General features: G+C 58.0%; 14 protein-coding genes. 6 read left to right on the top strand and 8 right to left on the bottom strand.

The window, feature by feature from the left end; genetic code table 11:
* Positions 1-6 precede the first annotated feature (6 nt).
* Positions 7-1,044, bottom strand: a complete 1,038-nt coding sequence (locus V3C19_RS09580) for an energy-coupling factor ABC transporter permease (RefSeq protein ID WP_130084433.1) — start codon at positions 1,042-1,044, stop codon at positions 7-9.
* Positions 1,045-1,369: 325 nt separating this feature from the next.
* Between V3C19_RS09580 and V3C19_RS09575 the strand changes: the two genes are divergently transcribed.
* A complete protein-coding gene (locus V3C19_RS09575) occupies positions 1,370-1,654 on the top strand; it encodes a hypothetical protein (RefSeq protein ID WP_130084432.1) in 285 nt (94 codons plus the stop codon).
* A gap of 40 nt (positions 1,655-1,694) precedes the next feature.
* Here V3C19_RS09575 and V3C19_RS09570 read toward each other — a convergent pair whose 3' ends face one another.
* The 4 genes from V3C19_RS09570 to rplI form a co-directional block, all read right to left on the bottom strand.
* Positions 1,695-2,039, bottom strand: coding sequence for a lipocalin family protein (locus V3C19_RS09570; protein WP_295932476.1), 345 nt, complete (start codon positions 2,037-2,039; stop codon positions 1,695-1,697).
* 12 nt (positions 2,040-2,051) lie between these two features.
* The gene (gene argB / locus V3C19_RS09565) at positions 2,052-2,945 is read right to left on the bottom strand and encodes an acetylglutamate kinase (RefSeq protein ID WP_295875925.1); all 894 of its coding nucleotides are present in this window, start codon (positions 2,943-2,945) and stop codon (positions 2,052-2,054) included.
* A 53-nt stretch (positions 2,946-2,998) separates the two neighbouring features.
* The gene (locus V3C19_RS09560; protein ID WP_067570101.1) at positions 2,999-3,991 is read right to left on the bottom strand and encodes a magnesium transporter CorA family protein; all 993 of its coding nucleotides are present in this window, start codon (positions 3,989-3,991) and stop codon (positions 2,999-3,001) included.
* A gap of 175 nt (positions 3,992-4,166) precedes the next feature.
* Positions 4,167-4,622, bottom strand: a complete 456-nt coding sequence (gene rplI, locus V3C19_RS09555) for a 50S ribosomal protein L9 (protein WP_130084429.1) — start codon at positions 4,620-4,622, stop codon at positions 4,167-4,169.
* Between the two features lie 244 nt (positions 4,623-4,866).
* Between rplI and purH the strand changes: the two genes are divergently transcribed.
* Genes purH through acpS form a run of 3 tightly spaced genes read left to right on the top strand, consistent with a single transcriptional unit; the run spans position 4,867 to position 7,630 of the window.
* A complete protein-coding gene (gene purH, locus V3C19_RS09550) occupies positions 4,867-6,414 on the top strand; it encodes a bifunctional phosphoribosylaminoimidazolecarboxamide formyltransferase/IMP cyclohydrolase (protein ID WP_295875923.1) in 1,548 nt (515 codons plus the stop codon).
* A gap of 39 nt (positions 6,415-6,453) precedes the next feature.
* Entirely contained in the window at positions 6,454-7,194 is a 741-nt protein-coding gene (locus V3C19_RS09545; RefSeq protein WP_295875920.1) for a pyridoxine 5'-phosphate synthase, read from the top strand.
* 34 nt (positions 7,195-7,228) lie between these two features.
* Positions 7,229-7,630, top strand: a complete 402-nt coding sequence (gene acpS / locus V3C19_RS09540) for a holo-ACP synthase (protein ID WP_295932474.1) — start codon at positions 7,229-7,231, stop codon at positions 7,628-7,630.
* Between the two features lie 458 nt (positions 7,631-8,088).
* On the opposite strand, the gene V3C19_RS09535 is transcribed toward acpS, so the two are convergent.
* The 3 genes from V3C19_RS09535 to V3C19_RS09525 all read right to left on the bottom strand — a co-directional run bounded on the left by V3C19_RS09535 (position 8,089) and on the right by V3C19_RS09525 (position 15,108).
* Positions 8,089-9,159 carry a hypothetical protein gene (locus V3C19_RS09535; RefSeq protein WP_295932471.1) on the bottom strand — a complete coding sequence of 357 codons (1,071 nt, stop codon included), beginning with the start codon at positions 9,157-9,159 and terminating at the stop codon, positions 8,089-8,091.
* A gap of 2 nt (positions 9,160-9,161) precedes the next feature.
* Positions 9,162-12,569: a hypothetical protein gene (locus V3C19_RS09530; RefSeq protein WP_295932469.1), complete on the bottom strand. Its 3,408-nt coding sequence runs from the start codon at positions 12,567-12,569 to the stop codon at positions 9,162-9,164.
* A 712-nt stretch (positions 12,570-13,281) separates the two neighbouring features.
* Positions 13,282-15,108: a phosphoenolpyruvate carboxykinase (GTP) gene (locus V3C19_RS09525; RefSeq protein WP_295932467.1), complete on the bottom strand. Its 1,827-nt coding sequence runs from the start codon at positions 15,106-15,108 to the stop codon at positions 13,282-13,284.
* A gap of 252 nt (positions 15,109-15,360) precedes the next feature.
* Here V3C19_RS09525 and V3C19_RS09520 point away from each other — a divergent pair, with 252 nt between their 5' ends.
* On the top strand, positions 15,361-16,035 hold the full coding sequence (locus tag V3C19_RS09520; protein ID WP_130084424.1) for an N-acetylmuramoyl-L-alanine amidase: 675 nt from the start codon (positions 15,361-15,363) through the stop codon (positions 16,033-16,035).
* Between the two features lie 45 nt (positions 16,036-16,080).
* Positions 16,081-18,147 (top strand): ATP-dependent DNA helicase RecG, encoded by a 2,067-nt coding sequence (gene recG / locus V3C19_RS09515; protein ID WP_295875908.1) that lies wholly within the window; start codon positions 16,081-16,083, stop codon positions 18,145-18,147.
* Positions 18,148-18,251: the final 104 nt, after the last annotated feature.

The raw sequence follows: 18,251 nt of genomic DNA, 5'->3' as shown, positions 1-18,251 counted from the left end.
GAGGAATCAGCGGGGGCGGTCTTCGTGCGGTTTTCTGCCGAAGAGGAATCCGGCCAGGAAGATCAGCGCCGCGATGATGGCGCTGCCCAGGATGCCGGCCAGGCTCGTTTCAGGATTGACCAGGGAGGCGGGTTCCGTGTCCGGGACCGTTTCTTCCGCGGCGGGCAGGGCGTAGTCCGGCATGATGGCTGTGGCCGTCTGTACGGATTCCAGATTGCGGTGGATGGCGGAGGGGGCCGCCAGGCTCGTTTCCTCGGAGCCCGTGACTCCGGCCACGGACCATTCCAGGCCGTCCGGGTAGGCGGAGGCGAACCAGGAGAGAGCCGCGCCGCAGAGAAGGGCGGCCACCGCAAAGATGCCCAAGACGGTGAAGGATGCCCTTTTTGGGGTTCCATGTTCCGGTTCCGCAGGACGCAGCAGGGAAGGCTGCGCCTTGCTGATGAAGATGACCACGGCGGCCGTGGCAAGACCTTCCACAACGCCGATGGCCAGGTGGATGGGCAGCATCAGTTCCACGAACTGGGCGAAGGGCAGGGCGGAAATGCCGGAAGCCGTAGTTTCCAGAACGACGGAGAAGGCCCCCAGCTGGAGCCCGATGACGGCGGCCGTGATGCTTGCCAGCGTGATGCGGCCCGTGCCGGGGCTGCCGCCCGCCAGCGGCTTGTAAATGAAGGGGTAGGCCACCAGGCAGGAGAAGAAGCCCAGGTTGAAGATGTTGCAGCCCAGCGCCAGCAGGCCGCCGTCCGCGAAGAAGAGGGCCTGGACGGCCAGGATGGCCGCCATGACCAGAAAGCCTGCATAGGGGCCGAGCAGGATGGCCAGAATGAGGCCGCCGCCCAGGTGCCCGCTGGACCCAGTGCCCGGAATGGTGAAGTTCAGCATCTGGCAGGCAAAGATGAAAGCTCCCAGCACGCCCATGAGCGGGACGAGCCGGGCCTCCTTTTCCTGCTTGATCTTGCGCGCGCAGAGTACGGTGATTGCCGCCGTGGCCGCCCACATGGTGCAGCCTACTGCCGGTGAAACGAAGCCGTCCGCCATATGCATGGTTTCTGTGTCTTTCTATGAGTGAAATGTTGGTGAAATGGCCCGGATTGGGCAGATTGGCGTTACTTTAGCATAAATGCCGGAAAGCCGAAGAAGGAAGTGCGGCAACATGGGAGAGGTTGTCTTCCGCAGATGTGTGGAGGAGCCGGGAATTCCTGCCGTAGTTGATGATTCCGTGCGGAGAGATGAGTGCCTTTCCGCATATTGAATGGTATCTGCGTCCGGAGATTTTCTTTAATCCGGGAAAGATTTTCAAGGGAAATCCTACTGGAAGTAAACGGGTTGGATTTGATGCACTGCTTTCTTCTGTTTGTTAGATGGAGGCATGATGAATTTTTCCTTAGCAAAGTACCTGTTTTCAATAGGCGGCTGTACAACCATCCTTGCCAACGTTTCCGCGGACACCGCCGTTTCGTCCGCCGGAGCCATTGGCGGCCTGGGAATTTTGACGATAGCGGTGAATTATACGCTGAATCTGCTCAAGAAGAAAGACGAGCAGCTGATGGCGAAGGACGCCCGGATTGAAGCCCTGGTCGACCGCCTAATCAACAAGTGCCCGAATTGCGAGCTGGCGAAGGCTGCCAACAAGTCCCTGCTGGAGGACGAGTAGCTGTTCCGCAACGCCCGTAAGGGCCGTTTTCGTATAGGACCTAGGGCTTGACGCGGGTGTAGGCGTCTTTTTGGCCGCCTGCCTCCAGTTCCAGCTTTTCATCCGTCAGGCTGGTGATAACGGCCTGGGTGGTGAAAACTGAGCTGTTTTTATTGCCGATGCTTTTTCCCCGGAGAGTGAGGACGTTGCCGTTCCGGCTCCATTCCGTGTAAACCAGCGTATTCATGTTGACGGATTCCGCCCCGCCGCCGGGCAGGAGGCGGATGCCCTGCATGGCGCCGGGCTGGCCGGGAACGGGCTGAACCCAGCACCCCGTGATTTCAGCCTGGCGAGAAGCGCAGGAAGCCAGAAGGAGCACTGCTGCAGTGCAGAGAAGCTTGTTCATGGAATGGTGTTTTTAACGCTGTTCCCGGATGACTTCCGTGCCGATGCCGTCCGGAGTGAAGATTTCCAGCAGCAGGGTGTGGGGCAGGCGCCCGTCAATGAAGTGGACTTTCCGCACGCCCGCGTTGAGGGCGTCGATGGCGGAGTTGATTTTCGGGATCATGCCTCCGGAAACGGTGCCGTTTTCGATGAGTTCAAGAGCTTCGGTCCGTGTGACGGATTTGATGAGGGTGGAAGGATCGGAGGGGTCCTTCATGATGCCGGGGACGTCTGAAATGTAGATGAGCTTGACCGGCTTGAGTTCCCTGGCAAGAGCGGCGGCGGCCAGGTCCGCGTTCACGTTGAGCGGCTTGTGGGTGCCCAGTTCCTTGGCTAGCGGGGAGACGATGGGGGTGATTTGCAGTTCCAGAGCTTCCGTGACGCGTTCCGTGAGGCAGCCGATGACGTTGCCCACTTCCCCGATGTCCACGGGGTTGCCCTGCTCATCCTTTTCCTGAATGCGCTCTCCGACGAAGATTTCCGTTCCGGGAATGCCCACCCCTTTTCCGCCGAAGTCGCGGAACATTTGGACCAGGCCGGGGTTGATGGTGCCGGAAAGGGTGCGTTCCACAATGGATATGGCTTCCGGGGTCGTCACGCGCAGGCCGTTGATGAAGCGGGCTTCCAGACCGGCTTCCATCATGGCCTTGGAAATGGCCTTTCCGCCTCCGTGGACAATGACGGGGTTGAAGCCCAGCGCCTCCAGCAGCACGATGTCCCTCATGAGCTTTTTGACCAGGCGGGGGTCGTCCATGGCGCTGCCTCCGAATTTGATCAGGAAGGTTTTGTCCCGGTAGGCCTGGAGGTAGGGAAGCGCGCCGACGATGACGGATGCCTGTTCAATCAGGCGGGTGATTTTGGAGTCCATATCAGTAATGCAACGGTAGAGATGATTGATGCGGAAAGGGGGAAGAGGCCGGTTCAAAGCAGGCGCCTGCTCCTGAAGTAGATCAGGGGGAGAATGATGGAAACGAGCATGACCGCCAGGGAGATGTAGTAGCCGTATTCGTATTCCAGGCCGGGCATGTTGGAGAAGTTCATCCCGTAAATGCTGGCGATCAGCGTGGGGGGCATGAAGACCACGGCCGCCACGGTGAAGATTTTTACGATTTCGTTTTGCTCAATGTTGATGAGGCCAAGAACGGCGTCCAGCATGAAGTTGACGTTGCTGGACAGGAAGTTGGCGTATTCGGAAAGGGAGGTGACGTCGCGGCTCAGGGGGCGGAGCTTGATGTACAGGGTGGAGTTGGTGTCGTCCAGAGCCTCTTCATTGCTGGCGTAGGTGAGCAGGCGCAGAAGGTTGACCAGGCAGTCGCGCTGGCGTGTCAGGAGGTCGCCCACCCTGCCGAGGTCCTGGAGGATGAGGCGCAGAGCGCTGGAAACGGGGGCCCTTTTGTTGGATTTGATTTCCGGTTCGTCCCTGCGGAAGATGTTTTTGGAGAGACGGTCCAGTTCCGCGCCGAAGCGTTCCAGTACGTCCGCCTGGCGGTCCACGATGGTTTCCAGCAGTCCGGTGAAGACCTGGTCGCGGCTGATCTGCTTCTGGCGCAGGAGCTGGTGGGAGAAGACCCGGAAGGAGTAGGAGTCGGAATGGCGGATGGTGATGATCTTGGCCCCCATGAGGACGAAGGTGATTTCCGAAAGGGAGGGGGATTCCGTATCCACCCTGCTGAGAACCGTGGTGGTCATGAAACGGGCGCCGTCTTCCGTGTACAGGCGGCTGGTGGCCTCAATTTCCCGCATTTCATCGTAAGTGGGCATCTCCAGGCCGCAGAGGCGTTCCACGAATTTGATTTCCCCGGGTTCCGGCGTGAGAAGATCAATCCAGAAGATGCTGTCAAAGTACTGTGCTTCCGCATCCACTTGGGTGGTGCGCTCAATGCCTTCCGGGGTTTGACGATAAAGTCGAATCATGCCGTTGATGTCGGTAGGGGTGGTGAAACGGTTCCGCGCATGATGTCGAGTGACACCCAACGGGCTGCATGATGCCCTGTTTTTACGGGGAAGGAAAGTAAAATCAGTGACAAAAAGGCCCGGTTCCCAAGCGGGGAACCGGGCCTTCCGGAAAAAGGAAAGAAGATGTCGCCGCTTAGGCGTTTTCCTTGACGACCACCTTGAGGCTGGCTTCCACCTGGGGATGAACCTTGATCACGACGGCGTGCTCGCCTTCGCTCTTGATCGGCTTTTCAAGTTCGATCGCGCGGCGGTCCACTTCCACGCCCTGAGCGGTGAGGGCTTCGTGAATGTTCTGATTGGTGATGGCGCCGAACGCCTTGCCGCCCTGGCCCACTTCGAGGACGAGGTCCACGGTCAATCCGTTGATCTTAGCGGCCACTTCCTGGGCGGCGCTGAGCTCTTCCGCTTCGCGCTTGGCGCGGGCAGCTTGAAGATTGGCGATGAAACGGCGGTTGGAAGCCGTTGCTTCGTGGGCAAGACCCTGAGGGATGAGATAGTTGCGGCCATAGCCAGCCTTAACGGTCACCAGGTCGGCTTCCGCGCCGAGTCCTTCAATTTTTGTTGCGAGAATTACTTCCATCGTTGCCATGGCTAAAAAGAAATGGTTATTTGTGAGCGGTTGAATTAGTAAGTATTCGGCCCAATGTCAAGACAAGAGCGATAAAAAGGGAGTTTTTTTTCCGTTTCCGGATGAAAAATGCAGAAGGGTGTCATGATGCGTGACATTGCGCTTGCTTCACGAAGCGCTAGTATGTAGGGAAAGGGACCGCACCTGTCGCGTCCGCTCCCGTCGGGGAGAGTCCGCAGCGGTTTCATTTCAGATATTTGATCTTATGGCTATTCAGCGCGCATTGATATCCGTTTCCGACAAAACCGGCCTTGAGGAGTTTGCCAAGGGCCTGCACGAGTTTGGAGTAGAGTTGATTTCCACCGGCGGCACCGCCGCTTTCCTCAAGAGCCTGGGGCTTCCGGTGATTGAAATTTCCGATTACACCGGGGAACCGGAATTGTTTGAAGGCCGTCTCAAGACCCTGCACCCGATGGTGCACGGCGGCCTGCTGCACCGCCGCGACAATGAGGAGCACGTCCGCCAGGCGAAGGAAAACGGCATCAAGCCCATCGACCTGGTCTGCGTGAACCTGTACCCCTTTGAAGAAACGGTAGCCAGGCCGGACGTGACACTGGAGGAAGCCATTGAAAAGATCGACATCGGCGGCCCGTCCATGCTCCGTTCCGCCGCCAAGAATTACGCGTCCGTCACGGTGGTTTCCGATCCCGCGGATTATCCCCGCATTCTGGATGAAATGCAGACCCACAAGGGAGACACCACTCTCAAGACCCGCGAGAACCTGGCGGTAAAGGTGTTCATGCGCACGTCCAATTACGACAACGCCATCACCAATTACCTGGGCCACCAGAGCGCGGAAAGCACCAAGGGCAGCTTCTGTATCTGCGCTCCCCTGTACCAGGAACTGCGCTACGGCGACAACCCCCACCAGGAAGCCAGCCTGTACGGCAATTTCGGGGATATTTTCCACCAGCTCCAGGGCAAGGAGCTTTCCTACACGAACGTGCTGGACATCGAAGGCGCTGCGGAGCTGATCACCCAGTTCCGCCGCCCGACCGTGGGCATTCTGAAGCACACGAATCCCTGCGGCGTGGGCCAGGACGATGAAGACCTGCGCAACGCCTGGCAGAAGGCTTTTGAGACGGACACCCAGGCCCCCTTCGGCGGCGTGATCGTGATCAACCGTCCGATGACGGAAGGACTGGCCCGCGTGCTGAGCGCCATTTTCACGGACGTGATCATTGCCCCGGAATATGACGCGGAAGCCCGCGCCATTCTGCAGAAGAAGAAAAACTGCCGCATTATCCGCATGAATACGGAAGCCTGGATGAAGTCCCGCCAGGAACCCATCATCCGCTCCGCTCCCGGCGGCTTCATGACCATGAAGCGGGATACGGACGTGATGGGGCTGGACAACCTGGAAGCCAAGGTGGTAACCAAGCGTCCGCCGACGGAAGAGGAACTGACGGCCATGCGCTTCAACTGGCGCGTCGTCAAGCAGGTGCATTCCAACGCCATCGTCTTCGGCGGCACGGACCGCACGCTGGGAATCGGCGCTGGGCAGATGAGCCGCGTGGATTCCGCCCGCATCGCCGTATGGAAGGCGGGGCAGGCCGGCCTGGACCTGAAGGGCAGCGTTGTGGCGTCCGACGCCATGTTCCCGTTTGCCGACGGACTCCAGGTGGCCATTGACGCCGGAGCCACCGCCTGCATTCAGCCCGGCGGTTCCATCCGGGACGAGGAAGTAATCGCCGCCGCGGACGACGCGGGCATCGCCATGGTGTTCACCGGGCACCGCCATTTCCTCCATTAATTTGAATGATCGGCTCCGTTCCCTTGTCTTAAGACCCATATGTTGCTAGGTGTAAATATAGACCACATCGCCACGCTGAGGCAGGCCCGCTATGCGACCATGCTTGATTCCTTCAACGTGGAACCCAGCGTTTTGGACGCCGCTTATGCGGCGCAGAGGGGCGGAGCCGATTCCATCACCATCCACGTCCGCGGCGACCGCCGCCACATGCAGGACTCAGACGCCCTGAGGGTGCGGGAGAGCGTGGCCCTTCCCCTGAATCTGGAGATGGGGAACACCCCGGAAATGGTGGATTTTGCCCTCCAACTGAAACCGGACTATATTTGCATGGTTCCGGAAAAGCGGGAAGAAATCACGACGGAAGGCGGCCTGGACGCCGTATTCCATGAAAAGGAGCTTTCTTCTACCCTGGCCAGAATGGCGGACAACGACATTCAGGTGAGCCTGTTCATTGATCCGGACCTGCCCCAGGTGGAAGCCGCCGCGCGCCTCGGCGCGCCCATGATTGAGCTGCACACCGGGTGTTTTGCCAACAACGACGGAAAAAAGCGCACCGCGGAACTGGCCCGTTTGAAACGCGCCGCGGAATTGGCGCATTCCCTGGGCATCCAAGTGAACGCCGGGCATGGCATCAATTACCAGAATCTGGAGCAATTGATGAACGGCGTGCCTCACCTGCATGAGCTGAACATCGGCCATACGATTGTTTCCCGCGCCTTGTTTGTGGGGCTGGAACAGGCCGTGCGAGAAATGCGCCAGGCGATTGACCGCCTGAGCTGAGCCTTTTTCTTAATCCCTCCCGTTTTTAAAGGAAATGAACCGCATCGTGGGACTGGGAATGGACCTGGCGGACCTGGACCGCGTGCGCCAGGCCCTGCAGAAGAACGGAGAGATGTTTGCCCTGCGTATCTGCACGCAGGATGAATGGGCCTACTGCCGGAAGCACGCGGACCCCGTACCGCGGCTCGCCGCCCGTTTTGCGGCCAAGGAAGCCGTGGCGAAGGCCCTGGGAACGGGAATCGGGGAAAAATGCGCCTTCACGGATGTGGAAGTGGTGCGCAATGATGCGGGAGCTCCGTCCATTCTCCTGCACGGCTCCGCCGGAGTGACAGCGCGGGAACAGAGCATTACAGGCTGGCTTCTGACCATGACCCATTCCCGCCTGAGCGCCGCCGCCACTGTCATCGCCCTGGGCGAAGCCCCGGAATTTTCCTGACGCGGACAGGAGCGGCGCAAGCCTTTGCCGCATCTGGGATCATTTTACCTGGCACAAAGCCGCCTGGAACATAGCCGGCCCTGTTTCTCCCTCTATCATGGAATCAGCCGGTAGGAAAAGCGCCTCCGGCGTCCAACAGGCCGGCCTTTCAATAGCATTGATCCGCGGCCCTGGCTTTCAACTGGAGCATATAGCCGTTCTCCCTTGCTTTCCCCATATCCCTTAAACCGAATATAGATAGACCGCATTCTCTTCTTGTCCGGTAAAAAAATCCCGCTCCTCTCCTCAAGAAATTCTGCCGGATATCTTGCCACGGCACTGATGAATATCTGCCGAGAAGGCCGAATGAATTCATGACCAATTTCCTTGCCAGCCATGTAACACCTTGAATTTTGCATTCCGGTTACTGCAGGACAATTTTCATGTTGATATCCTTCACCGGGATGAACGCTGTGTTTTTACAGGTTTTCAAGATTCTTTTTGATGATCTCCGTATTCAGTTTGCGGAGGGCGGCAAGAGTTTCAAAACTCGGCGCTTCGGCAAAATCGGTTTCCAGCTCGTTCACTCTCTTTTCATAGTCCGCCGCATGGCCGCCGTCCTCTTTCAGGATGGAGATATTTTTCCGGGTTTCATCTGCAAGCTCTGAAAACGTCTTCCGGTCGGGGACCGGGTTCCAATTGATGGACTTCAGGAAGCTTTCCACTTCCGGAACCGTCACGTTGAAGAATTCCGGGCGGACCTCCTCCGGCTTCCGGTCTTTAAAATAACTTATGGCAAAACTGAAGCTGTCCGACTCCGGTTTCAGCTCGAATTTGATGTCATCTCCATGAATCCGGAGCTGGCGGAGGGATTCTTTCTCAAAAACGATGAAAGTGCCGAATTCCTTGTAAGCATAGCGGTTGAAGTTCATTACCCCGTTTCCCCCGGTTGTTTTCGTCAGAATCCAGTCCGGCTTTCCGCATGGTTTTTCCCCGGCTCCTTCTTTCAGGGCGTATTGCGACTCCAGTTCCGGCTTCCCGTAACCGTGAACCGGCGACGCCCATACTTCATACAGTTGTCCGGGATAAGCGACCTTGACGAACAGCCAGTCCGGGCGGTCCTTGAACTGCGCTATCCTGACGTCCAGAACACTGTTTTCCGGACGGAACGTGAAGACGGCCATTTCCATCTGGCCGTTTTCCACGGTGTCAATTTTTTCCGCGACTTTCCGGTCCAGCAGTGTTTTTCCGTCCTTGCCGATCACGGCAAGGAAATTGACGGGGCTCCAGCTTCCGGGAGTATTGGGATTTCTCCAGTACTCGATGCCGAATCTGAAATCCCCCCATTCCTGCTGAATGGGCTTGTTGTCATTGGGATTGGTAACGGTGTGGTAATTGATTTTTCCGTTGCCAAGGTTGACGGTATGGCGGGTCACGAGGACGGGAGTTCCCTTGCGGTCAAGTTTCTCTTCTTTCTTTTCAATGGAGGGGGCGGCGTACAGCAGTGTGATGCACAATCCGGCCAGTACGGTCAGGGCGAGTTTCTGCATGATTATTTTACCTCTATTTCGTGTTGGGTGTTCAAGCCTGTGGCTGCGTCTTCAATGGAGATGCGGTATACGCCGGGCTGATCGTTGAAGGCGAAATCCAGCGGGTATTCCGTCTTGCCGTAGATGGTTTTGCTGCGGTGCAGAATTTCCCCGCCGTCCGGGGCCGTTACCGTAATCCGGTACGCGCGTTCCCGGGGATTGGCCGGTCCGGAAATCTTAAGCAGGGCCCGGGAGCCTTTTGCCACTTGGGACGGAGCGGTTACCACGGGCGGCTGCTGCTCCCGGTCAAACAGGGCAAAGCAGCGGAACGGCGCATTGGAGAATTTAAAGACAAGCTTGTCTGATTTCCCCACCAGTCCCTTGCGGCATTCATAGATGTATTTTTCTTTCGGCAATTTGGCGGTGAATGATTTGCCGAGGTCCTTTTCCTGGCCTAGGGCGCCCAGCAGTTCGAATTCTCCGGCCTGCCGCGGACGGACCATCAGGGTGTTGCTGAAATCGGGGATGACGGCCAGAGGACGGATGCCGGCGTTTTTCACCACCTGGTCAAGGAACGTGTTCAGGGAGGAGCCGGGCAGGGAATTATTTTCCAGAACGGAGAGGGAGGCATTCAGCAGGATGGTGGTTCCTTTGCCGGCCTTGCGGAGCTGCAGGCCCGGATTGCCGTGGACTGCATGGGCCTTTTCTCCCGCCAGGGCCAGGGCGCCGCTTGTGCTTTCATAAGGCTGGATTTCAAGCTCTTTAGCCTGGTCGAACGTCAGGTTCCCGAAAAGTTCGCTCAAGGGGTTCCTAGGGCGTTTTTTCAGGTTTTCATTCAGGAGCGCGATATTGGCGTCAGCCAGTACGGTGCCGCCGGATTTGACGAAATCCAGAATGGCCGCGCACTCTTTGTCGCTCAGGGAGGAAGCTCCGCAAAGGAAGAGGAGCCGTGCGTTTTTCAGGCGGTCCAGGGTATTGGGAGAGACGAAATTGAAGCCCAGCCCGCGCTGGTAGCAATACCGGAGCAGCGGATTCATGCTGGCGTCCGGCTTGACGCAGCGGCTGTCCGCCTGGGCGGCGGAATTGGAGGTGTGGCTGTAGTAGAACAGGATGCCGGTATCCGGAAACGGGGTTTTGATCAGCAGCTGTGCGAGGCCGTAGTTCAAGTCATCAAGATAGGGCATGTATTGGCGCAGGTATTCCGCCTCGGAGAGATCCCCGGAATGGCTGGTTTCTCCCAGGGCGGGGTTGATCAGGAACCAGGCGTGGCCGTTGATCGCTCCCTGCAGCAGGTGTTCCCAAAGTTTGTACGGATAGGATGAACGCTCCGAGCAGTACCCGCCCCACCAGATGGTCCGGACCCGGTTCCCGCCGAATGCGCGCAGCGCCTCGTTCTCCTGCATGCCGCTGTAAGGGCCCCAGAAGTCCAGCCCCTTGATCATTTCTTCGAGGTTGCCGGGAGGGGAGCCTTCCGCGCCTACCCGGGCTCCGGGATGAACCTTTTTGATTTCCGCCGCCAGGAAGTGATGCATGTCCACATACATTTTTTCAATATATTCCCGGTGGTCATTGTAGGCGACCAGATTTCCCTCTTTTTTGGCCGCGTCCAGCCGGAAGTGGGGCACTTCCCCAAAGCTGGAGTAGGAGGCGCCGTATTCAAGGTTCAGGTTTTCCATGGTCTGGTACTTCCACCGCAGGAAATCGGCGAACGGCTGTTTATCCGATTCTCCGAACCCGGCTTCGTAGGTGTAAAAATTCTCGTCGCCCAGGTTGTACAGCACAGGGCTCAGGTCTTTCAGGTATTCTGCCTGGCGCCGCAGATCGTTGCTCCAAAGTTTCCGGACCAATGGATGGTAGAACGATTCGTCACCGTTCAACGTACCCAGTTGCTCCATATTTTCTTTCTGTTCGGACCACAGCTTGCGCAATACCCTGGTTTCATTGTTCGGCCCGGCTTCCATCCCGATCCGGCAGATATACGGGCACAGTTTTTCGTTCCGCAGGGCGTTTTCAATATCTCCCTTGGTGAAAAATTGCAGGGATACGTTCCAGCCGAGGCGGTCGATGATCCGTTCCCCGAAGGCCGGGTTAAAGGTACAGCCAACCTGGCCCCAGGTAAGCTGGAGATAATCCTCCAGAGAATAATCCGGGAAAATCACCGGATTTTCAGCATGTGCCGCATTGCCCCGGGCATCGTAAACGGTGCACCGCAGATAACCGCCGATGGTCGGCATCCGGTAATTTTCAAGGTCGAATGAAAGCTCTTTCTTTCCGGCTTCCAAAGGAAGGGTCTTGCTGAACCATACATTACGGTAGGGTGCGTCCATCAGCTCCACTTTGGCGGAATAACCGTCCTGCGCGGATGAAGCCAGTTTCAACGTGACGGAGAAGGGGCCGCGGTCCTGCACCAGCCTGGGCGTTTCCACTGATACGGCCCCGAAAGCGGATTCCACCGTAAAGGGAAAGGCGCCGAAGTTGACCAGCGCGCCATCCCGGCGGACCAATACGTCTGCGGTATATCTTCCCGCCGGAAGGTTCGTGAAATCAAGGCTGTTCCGGATAACGGAATTATCCGCCTGCCGGATACGGCCCTCGGCAACGGTTTTTTCCGGAGGGGTCACGGCAAATTTGCCGTTGTCCTGCCGTACTGAGAATGGCGGCAGTTCCACTCCGCTGGCGTAATAGAGCACCTGGGCCAGAAAAGCCTGGGACGTTTCATAGAGGAAGAACCAGTCCGTGGTGTAGTTGAAATACGGCGTCAGCCCCACTCCTGGCCGGTAGCCCGCGCCGTAATCGACTTCAACGATCCGGCCATTGCCGAACTGCCAGGCGTTGAAAATACGCGATTCAAAATTTTTAGGCCTGGTTCCGGGAAGGCTGCTGCTTCCGGCAACCCATTCCGGCCGGGGCAATGGCTTGGCGTATGGTTTTTTATAAGGCAGTTTCTTAAGTTCGGACCAGGGTTCGCCGGATTGAATCCGGACCAGGCCGGTTCCGTTCCGCACCATCGACATCAGGCGGAATTTCTGCTCATCCGGCAGGATCGCAAAATCGACGTTTGCCACGACCACCAGATCATAATCCTTTGCCAGTTTGGCGGCCAGTTCCTGGCGTTTGTCGGCGGTGCTCAGCCCCGCAATCGGATTGCTGTAAATATCATCCGCTCCGATGCTATGTTCATTGGCTGTGAGAACCACTTCATATTCAAAGCCCGGGAAGCGCTGGACCAGCTCAATGATCTCGCGCGAGGCCGTCTGCTGCATGATAAAAAGTATTTTCTTATGGGGTAGCTCGCCTTTTTCATCCCATGCGGCATGGGGCGTTTTCAGGGTCATTCCGGCCTCATTCATGTAGGTGCCGTCCAGTTTGCCGAATACGGGAGCAACAAGGCCCGTCAGCAGGATGCAGAGCAATAGCGGTAACCGTTTCATCAATGGGGATCTTTCTTTTTTGAGTTAATTCAGGCTTTCTTCCAGGGCAATTTTCCATTTGAGCGCCCGGCAGCGCTCTTTCAGGACGTAAAGGCGCCTTAAACCGCTGACCGTGGTTTTTTCTTTTTCCGGGAGGTTGTATCCAGATACCGGACATTTCCGTTTTGGCGGGCAGGCCGCCGGCTATTTATATTGTTATCCGTCATTACTCAAGCCGTCCCAGATAAATCCGGGGTTGATAAGTGAGCGCGGCATCATACCGGGAATGGCTCCTCAACATGTGCCGCGGCCATAAAAACCCATGAAACGCATGGTTGAACCTATTCCCTACTATACCTATTTCCCCATTTCTTTCTTTCAGAAAAACCCTAAATAAAGATAACGTTTCAAGTCCACATAGAGCTGCAAACCCAAAAAATGCTGAATATTATATTCAGGCGGAAAATGATTTTATTTTTTCTGTTCATAGAATCTCATTGCAGCTCTTTACGCCTTTCATTCGCCACGCGCCTGTAGATGGAAAGACGTGGCTACCCGCCATCTTTTAATGGGAAGCCGATAACTGGCAGAGATTTTTGACCATGCCGTCTGAGCGTGCCTGCCGCGGTCCCCAAGTGCATTTTGAGAAGATGAGGGGGAATAAAAAAGAGGCTGTCCCGTAGACGGGACAGCCTCTGCTGTTGAGTTGACGCTCAGTCAAGAGTTTCTCTGCTTAGGAGAAGCTCTTGATGAGGATTTGGCGCTGTTCTTCCAGTTCGGCCGGGAGCTTCTTGCCCACCTTGTCGAACAGTTCGGTCTGGCTTTCCAGTTCAGCCTGCCATTCGCTCGGGTTGAGGGCCATGTTGGCGTTGAACTGTTCTTCGCTGTAGTCGAGACCGGTCTTGTCCAGTTCGGCATAGGTCGGGGAGACGCCCAGCACGGTCTTCTGGCCTTCCGCCTTGCCCTTGGCGCGGCGGAGGATCCAGTCGAGGACGCGCATGTTGTCGCCAAAGCCCGGCCAGATGAAGTTGCCGTCCTTGTCCTTGCGGAACCAGTTCACGTTGAAGATCAGCGGAGGATTGGCAACGGTCTTGCCCATGTCCAGCCAGTGCTGCCAGTAGTCGCCCACGTTGTAGCCGATGAAGGGAAGCATGGCCATCGGGTCGCGGCGGACCTGGCCGATGTTGCCGAAGGCGGCGGCGGTCATTTCGGAACCCATCGTAGCGCCGACGTATACGCCGTGCGTCCAGTCGCGGGACTGGAAGACGAGGGGCATGGTGGTGGCGCGGCGGCCGCCGAACAGGATCGCGGAGAGGGAAACGCCTTCCGGGTTCTGCCATTCGGGGTCGATCGTCGGGCACTGGGCGGCGGGAGCGGTGAAGCGTGCGTTCGGGTGAGCGCACTTGCGGCCGCAGTCCGGGGTCCAGTCATTGCCCTGCCAGTCGATGGCGTGGGCGGGAGCGGGGCCGTCCATGCCTTCCCACCAGACGTCGCCGTCGTCGGTCAGGCCTACGTTGGTGAAGATGACGTTTTCCTTGATGGTGTCCATGGCGATCGGGTTCGTCTTGTAGGACGTGCCGGGAGCCACGCCGAAGTAGCCGTTTTCCGGGTTGATGGCGTGGAAGGTGCCGTCTTCATGGGGCCAGATCCAGGCGATGTCGTCACCGATGATGGAGGTCTTCCAGCCGGCTTCACGGTAGGAGGCGGGGGGAACGAGCATGGCCAGGTTGGTCTTGCCGCAGGCGGACGGGAATGCGCCGCCCACATAAGCCTTCGTGCCGTCCGGGGATTCAATGCCCAGGAGGAGCATGTGTTCAGCCATCCACTTGTTCTTGCGGGCGATGGCGGAGGCGATGCGCAGGGCCAGGCACTTCTTGCCGAGCAGGGCGTTGCCGCCGTAACCGGAACCGAAGGACCAGATTTCTTCCGTTTCCGGGAAGTGGCAGATGTACTTTTCTTCATTGCAGGGCCACGGCACGTCGATCTGGCCGTCTGCGAGGGGAGCGCCCACGGTGTGGAGGCAGGGAACGAAGGTTCCGTAGCCGTCGCGCTTCGGGTTGCCGCCGCCCTTGACTTCGTCTTCCAGGCGCTTGAGAACTTCCGCACCCATCTTGGTCATGATGCGCATGTTGACCACGACGTAGGGGGAGTCCGTGATTTCAATGCCGATCTTGGCCAGCGGGGAGTCCAGGGGACCCATGCAGAAGGGGATGACGTACATGGTACGGCCCTTCATGCAGCCCTGGAAAAGGCTCTTCAGCTTGGCCTTCATTTCAGCGGGGTCCGCCCAGTGGTTGGTCGGGCCGGCGTCTTCTTCCTTCTCGCTGCAAATGAACGTGCGGTCTTCCACACGGGCCACGTCCGAGGGAGTGGAGCGGGCGAGGAAGCATCCGGGACGCTTCTCGGGGTTCAGTTTGATAAAGGTGCCCTTTTCTACCATCATGTTGCAAAGCTCATCATTTTCTTCCTGAGAGCCGTTGCACCAATAGATGGAGTCGGGTTGGCAAAGCTGGGCGATTTCTTCGACCCACTTCTTAGCTGCTTCGTGAGTGGTACTCATGGTGAGAATAGTGTATGCACGGAAATGGCTGTTGGCAAGTCTCCCGTGCGGCTTTTTGCGCGACGGTTTTGTTTCTCCAGGAAGGCAAACCCGGTGCAGGGGAATGTGTTGTCTGCATTTGGAAGGGGGAGTGGGAGACCGGGGATTCCATCCGGTGCCTTTTTCGCGTTTGTGCGTCCTGCGGAAGATAAAAAGCCTGTTTTGACTGGAAATCTGCTTGCCAGCTTGCACCGGATAGTCTAGGGAAGAATCATGAATGTTAGAAAGTTGATGGCAAAAGCGGCGTTTCTGGTGCTTCCCGCTCTGTTTGCGGCGTGTTCGGATACTTCCCGGCCTCCCGCCATCAGCTTCAGGATCAGTAATGCTCCCCCCGTGCCGCGCACCATGTCCCAGATGGCCGGGGAAGTGCGCATTGAGCGGGATTTCATGTCCCCGCGCTCGCGCGCGCGCCGCGCGGCCCGTTCCATGAAGCCGCGCTTCATCACTATCCACAGCACGGCCAATCCCACCGGGGACGCAGCCGCCCATTCCCGTGCCCTGAAAAGGGGGGCAATGGGCTCCCTGAACTGGCATTTCACCGTGGACCAGTACCACGCCATCCAGCACATTCCCCTGAATGAAACGGGGCGGCACGCGGACCGCGGCGGCCCGGGTGACATGTATTCCATCGGCATTGAGATGGGGGAGGTCCGGTCCCACAATCCCATCGTGACCTGGAACCGTTCCGCCAAGCTGACGGCGGTGCTGATGAAGCAGTACAATATTCCCCTCCGCAATGTGGTGCCCCATTATTACTGGACGGGCAAGAATTGTCCCGCCCCCCTGCTGACCAACGGCAGGCCCGGGTATAAATGGAGCTGGTTTGTGTCCCGCGTGGATTATTACAGGCGCTGCCTGGAAACGAAGCCCGCTCCGGCGGCGCATTGATGCGGGCCGCCTGGTGCATGAGTTGTGAGGAAAGCGCCTGGAACAATGGCCGGAAATTTGCTTCTGACATCCCCTCTGGAGACCTGCTCCTTCATCCGTCCCAAGGAACTGGCGGCGATGCAGGCGGCCGGAATGGCCGCTGTACGGGACCTGCTGTTCATGCTGCCCCGCAGGTATGAGGACCGCCGGATGTTCGACCGTTATGATTCCCTGTCCTCCGGCGCGCCCGTCTGCCTCCGCGGCCGGGTGGTGGACGTAGGCTGGAAAGGCTGGGGAGGGAAGGGCGGCAAGGGGCGCGGCAGGTACGTGGAAGCCGTTCTGGAGGATGAACAGTCCCTGGGGAATGCCCGTTTTTCCTGCCTGTGGTTCAGCATGCCGGGGATTGCCCGGATGCTGTGCGCCGGTCAGGAGATGATTGTGTACGGGCGCATGAAGCCCTACGGGAAGAAGTTGAGCATGGTTCATCCGGATTTCGAGTTGATCCGGGAGGGGGAGGACAATTCCATCCACCTGAACCGCATCGTGCCCGTGTACAGCGGCAGGATGGGCATTCCCGTGCGCAGGCTGCGGGAGATCGTCTGGGAGGCGTTGGAGCAGTTGTCTCCGGAACCGGAACCTGAGATTTATGAATTTGTGCCCGGCGTTCCGTGCAAGACGGCGCTGCGCGACCTCCATTTTCCCGGTTCCGCGGAAGCGCGGGACAAGGCGAGGCGGCGCTTTGCGCTGGAAGAGTGCCTGGCCCAGCAGTTGAACGTGGCTTACAGGCGCCGCCGTGCGGAGGCGGTTCCCGGCATGCAGACTGCGAATTCCAGCCTCCTGGTCCGGGATTTGGCGGCGTCTTTGCCTTTTGAATTGACGGAAGCCCAGAAGCGCTGCGTGCGGGAGATTTACCGGGACATGAAGGCCCGCCGTTCCATGAACAGGCTGCTCCAGGGGGATGTGGGGTCCGGGAAGACGCTTGTGGCGCTGTGCGCGATGCTTCTGGCCGTGGAACACGGGTATTCCGCCGTGATGATGGCTCCCACCCAGATTCTGGCGGAACAGCATTACCTGAAGTTCAGGCAGATGCTGGACAAGCTGGATGTGCCCGTTTCCCTGGTGACGGCGGAGAGGAAGGAGGAATCCCACATTTCATTCGGCGGTCAGGGCGGCATTGTGGTGGGAACGCACGCCCTGCTTTATGGGAAGAACGTGCCGGAACGCCTGGGCCTTGTCGTGATTGACGAACAGCACAAGTTCGGCGTGAATCAGCGGGAAAAGCTGATTGCGCGGGAGGAAAGGCCGGACGTGCTGGTGATGACGGCCACCCCCATTCCCCGGACGCTGACCCTGACTTTTTACGGGGATTTGGACGTTTCCATCCTGGACGGCGTGCCGGGAGGCCGGGGAAAGGTGGTGACGGCCATCCGCACCGCAAAGGACAGGGAGAAAGTGGTCAAATTCGTCAGCGAGCAGCTGGAGGAAGGCAGGCAGATTTACGTGGTTTCCCCGTTGATTGACGGGGAGGAGTCCCGGAAGGGAAAGGCCGTGACGAAGGAGCTGGACGAATGGAAGGCTCTCTTGCCCCATGTGGATGTGGGGCTGCTGCACGGCAGGATGCCTGCGGAGGAGAAGGAGGCCGTCATGAAGGATTTCCGGGACAACCGGACCAGCGTGCTGGTTTCCACCACGGTGGTGGAGGTGGGCGTGGACGTGCCTAACGCTACGGTGATGATTATCAATAATGCCGAAAATTTCGGCCTCTCCCAGCTTCACCAACTCCGCGGGCGCATTGGCCGCGGAGCGCACAAGTCCTACTGTATTCTGATGACGGAAGCCCAGCCCGGAGATGAACAGTGGGAAAAGCTGCACATTGTGGAAACCACGTCCAACGGGTTTGACCTGGCGGAGCAGGATTTGAAACTCCGGGGGCCGGGAGACGTGCTGGGAACTTCCCAGAGCGGTCTGAAGGGAGTGCGGTTTGAGGAATGGCTTTTGGACGCCCGGCTGATCCACCGCGGCAGGGAGCTGGCGGAAGCTATTCTGACGGAAGACCCGGACTTGAAATCCGCCAAATACCGCCCCCTCCGCTTTTTGTTAGAAAGCGGTGAAATGAAGCGGGTCGCCAATTAATATTATCATCTGCAATCCTTTTGCCGCCAGTTGGTAAGGAGTGTATGACAAATACGTTTTGCAACGGTTTGTGTATTGGAATGAATCTAAAGATGCAAAGAGGA

Origin of the sequence: Akkermansia sp. AE01SA01 (genome assembly GCF_036417395.1) — a bacterium.
Classification (GTDB): Bacteria; Verrucomicrobiota; Verrucomicrobiia; order Verrucomicrobiales; family Akkermansiaceae; genus Akkermansia.
Note: the sequence above shows the minus strand (reverse complement) of the source record. Positions and strands in the feature narration are given on the sequence as shown.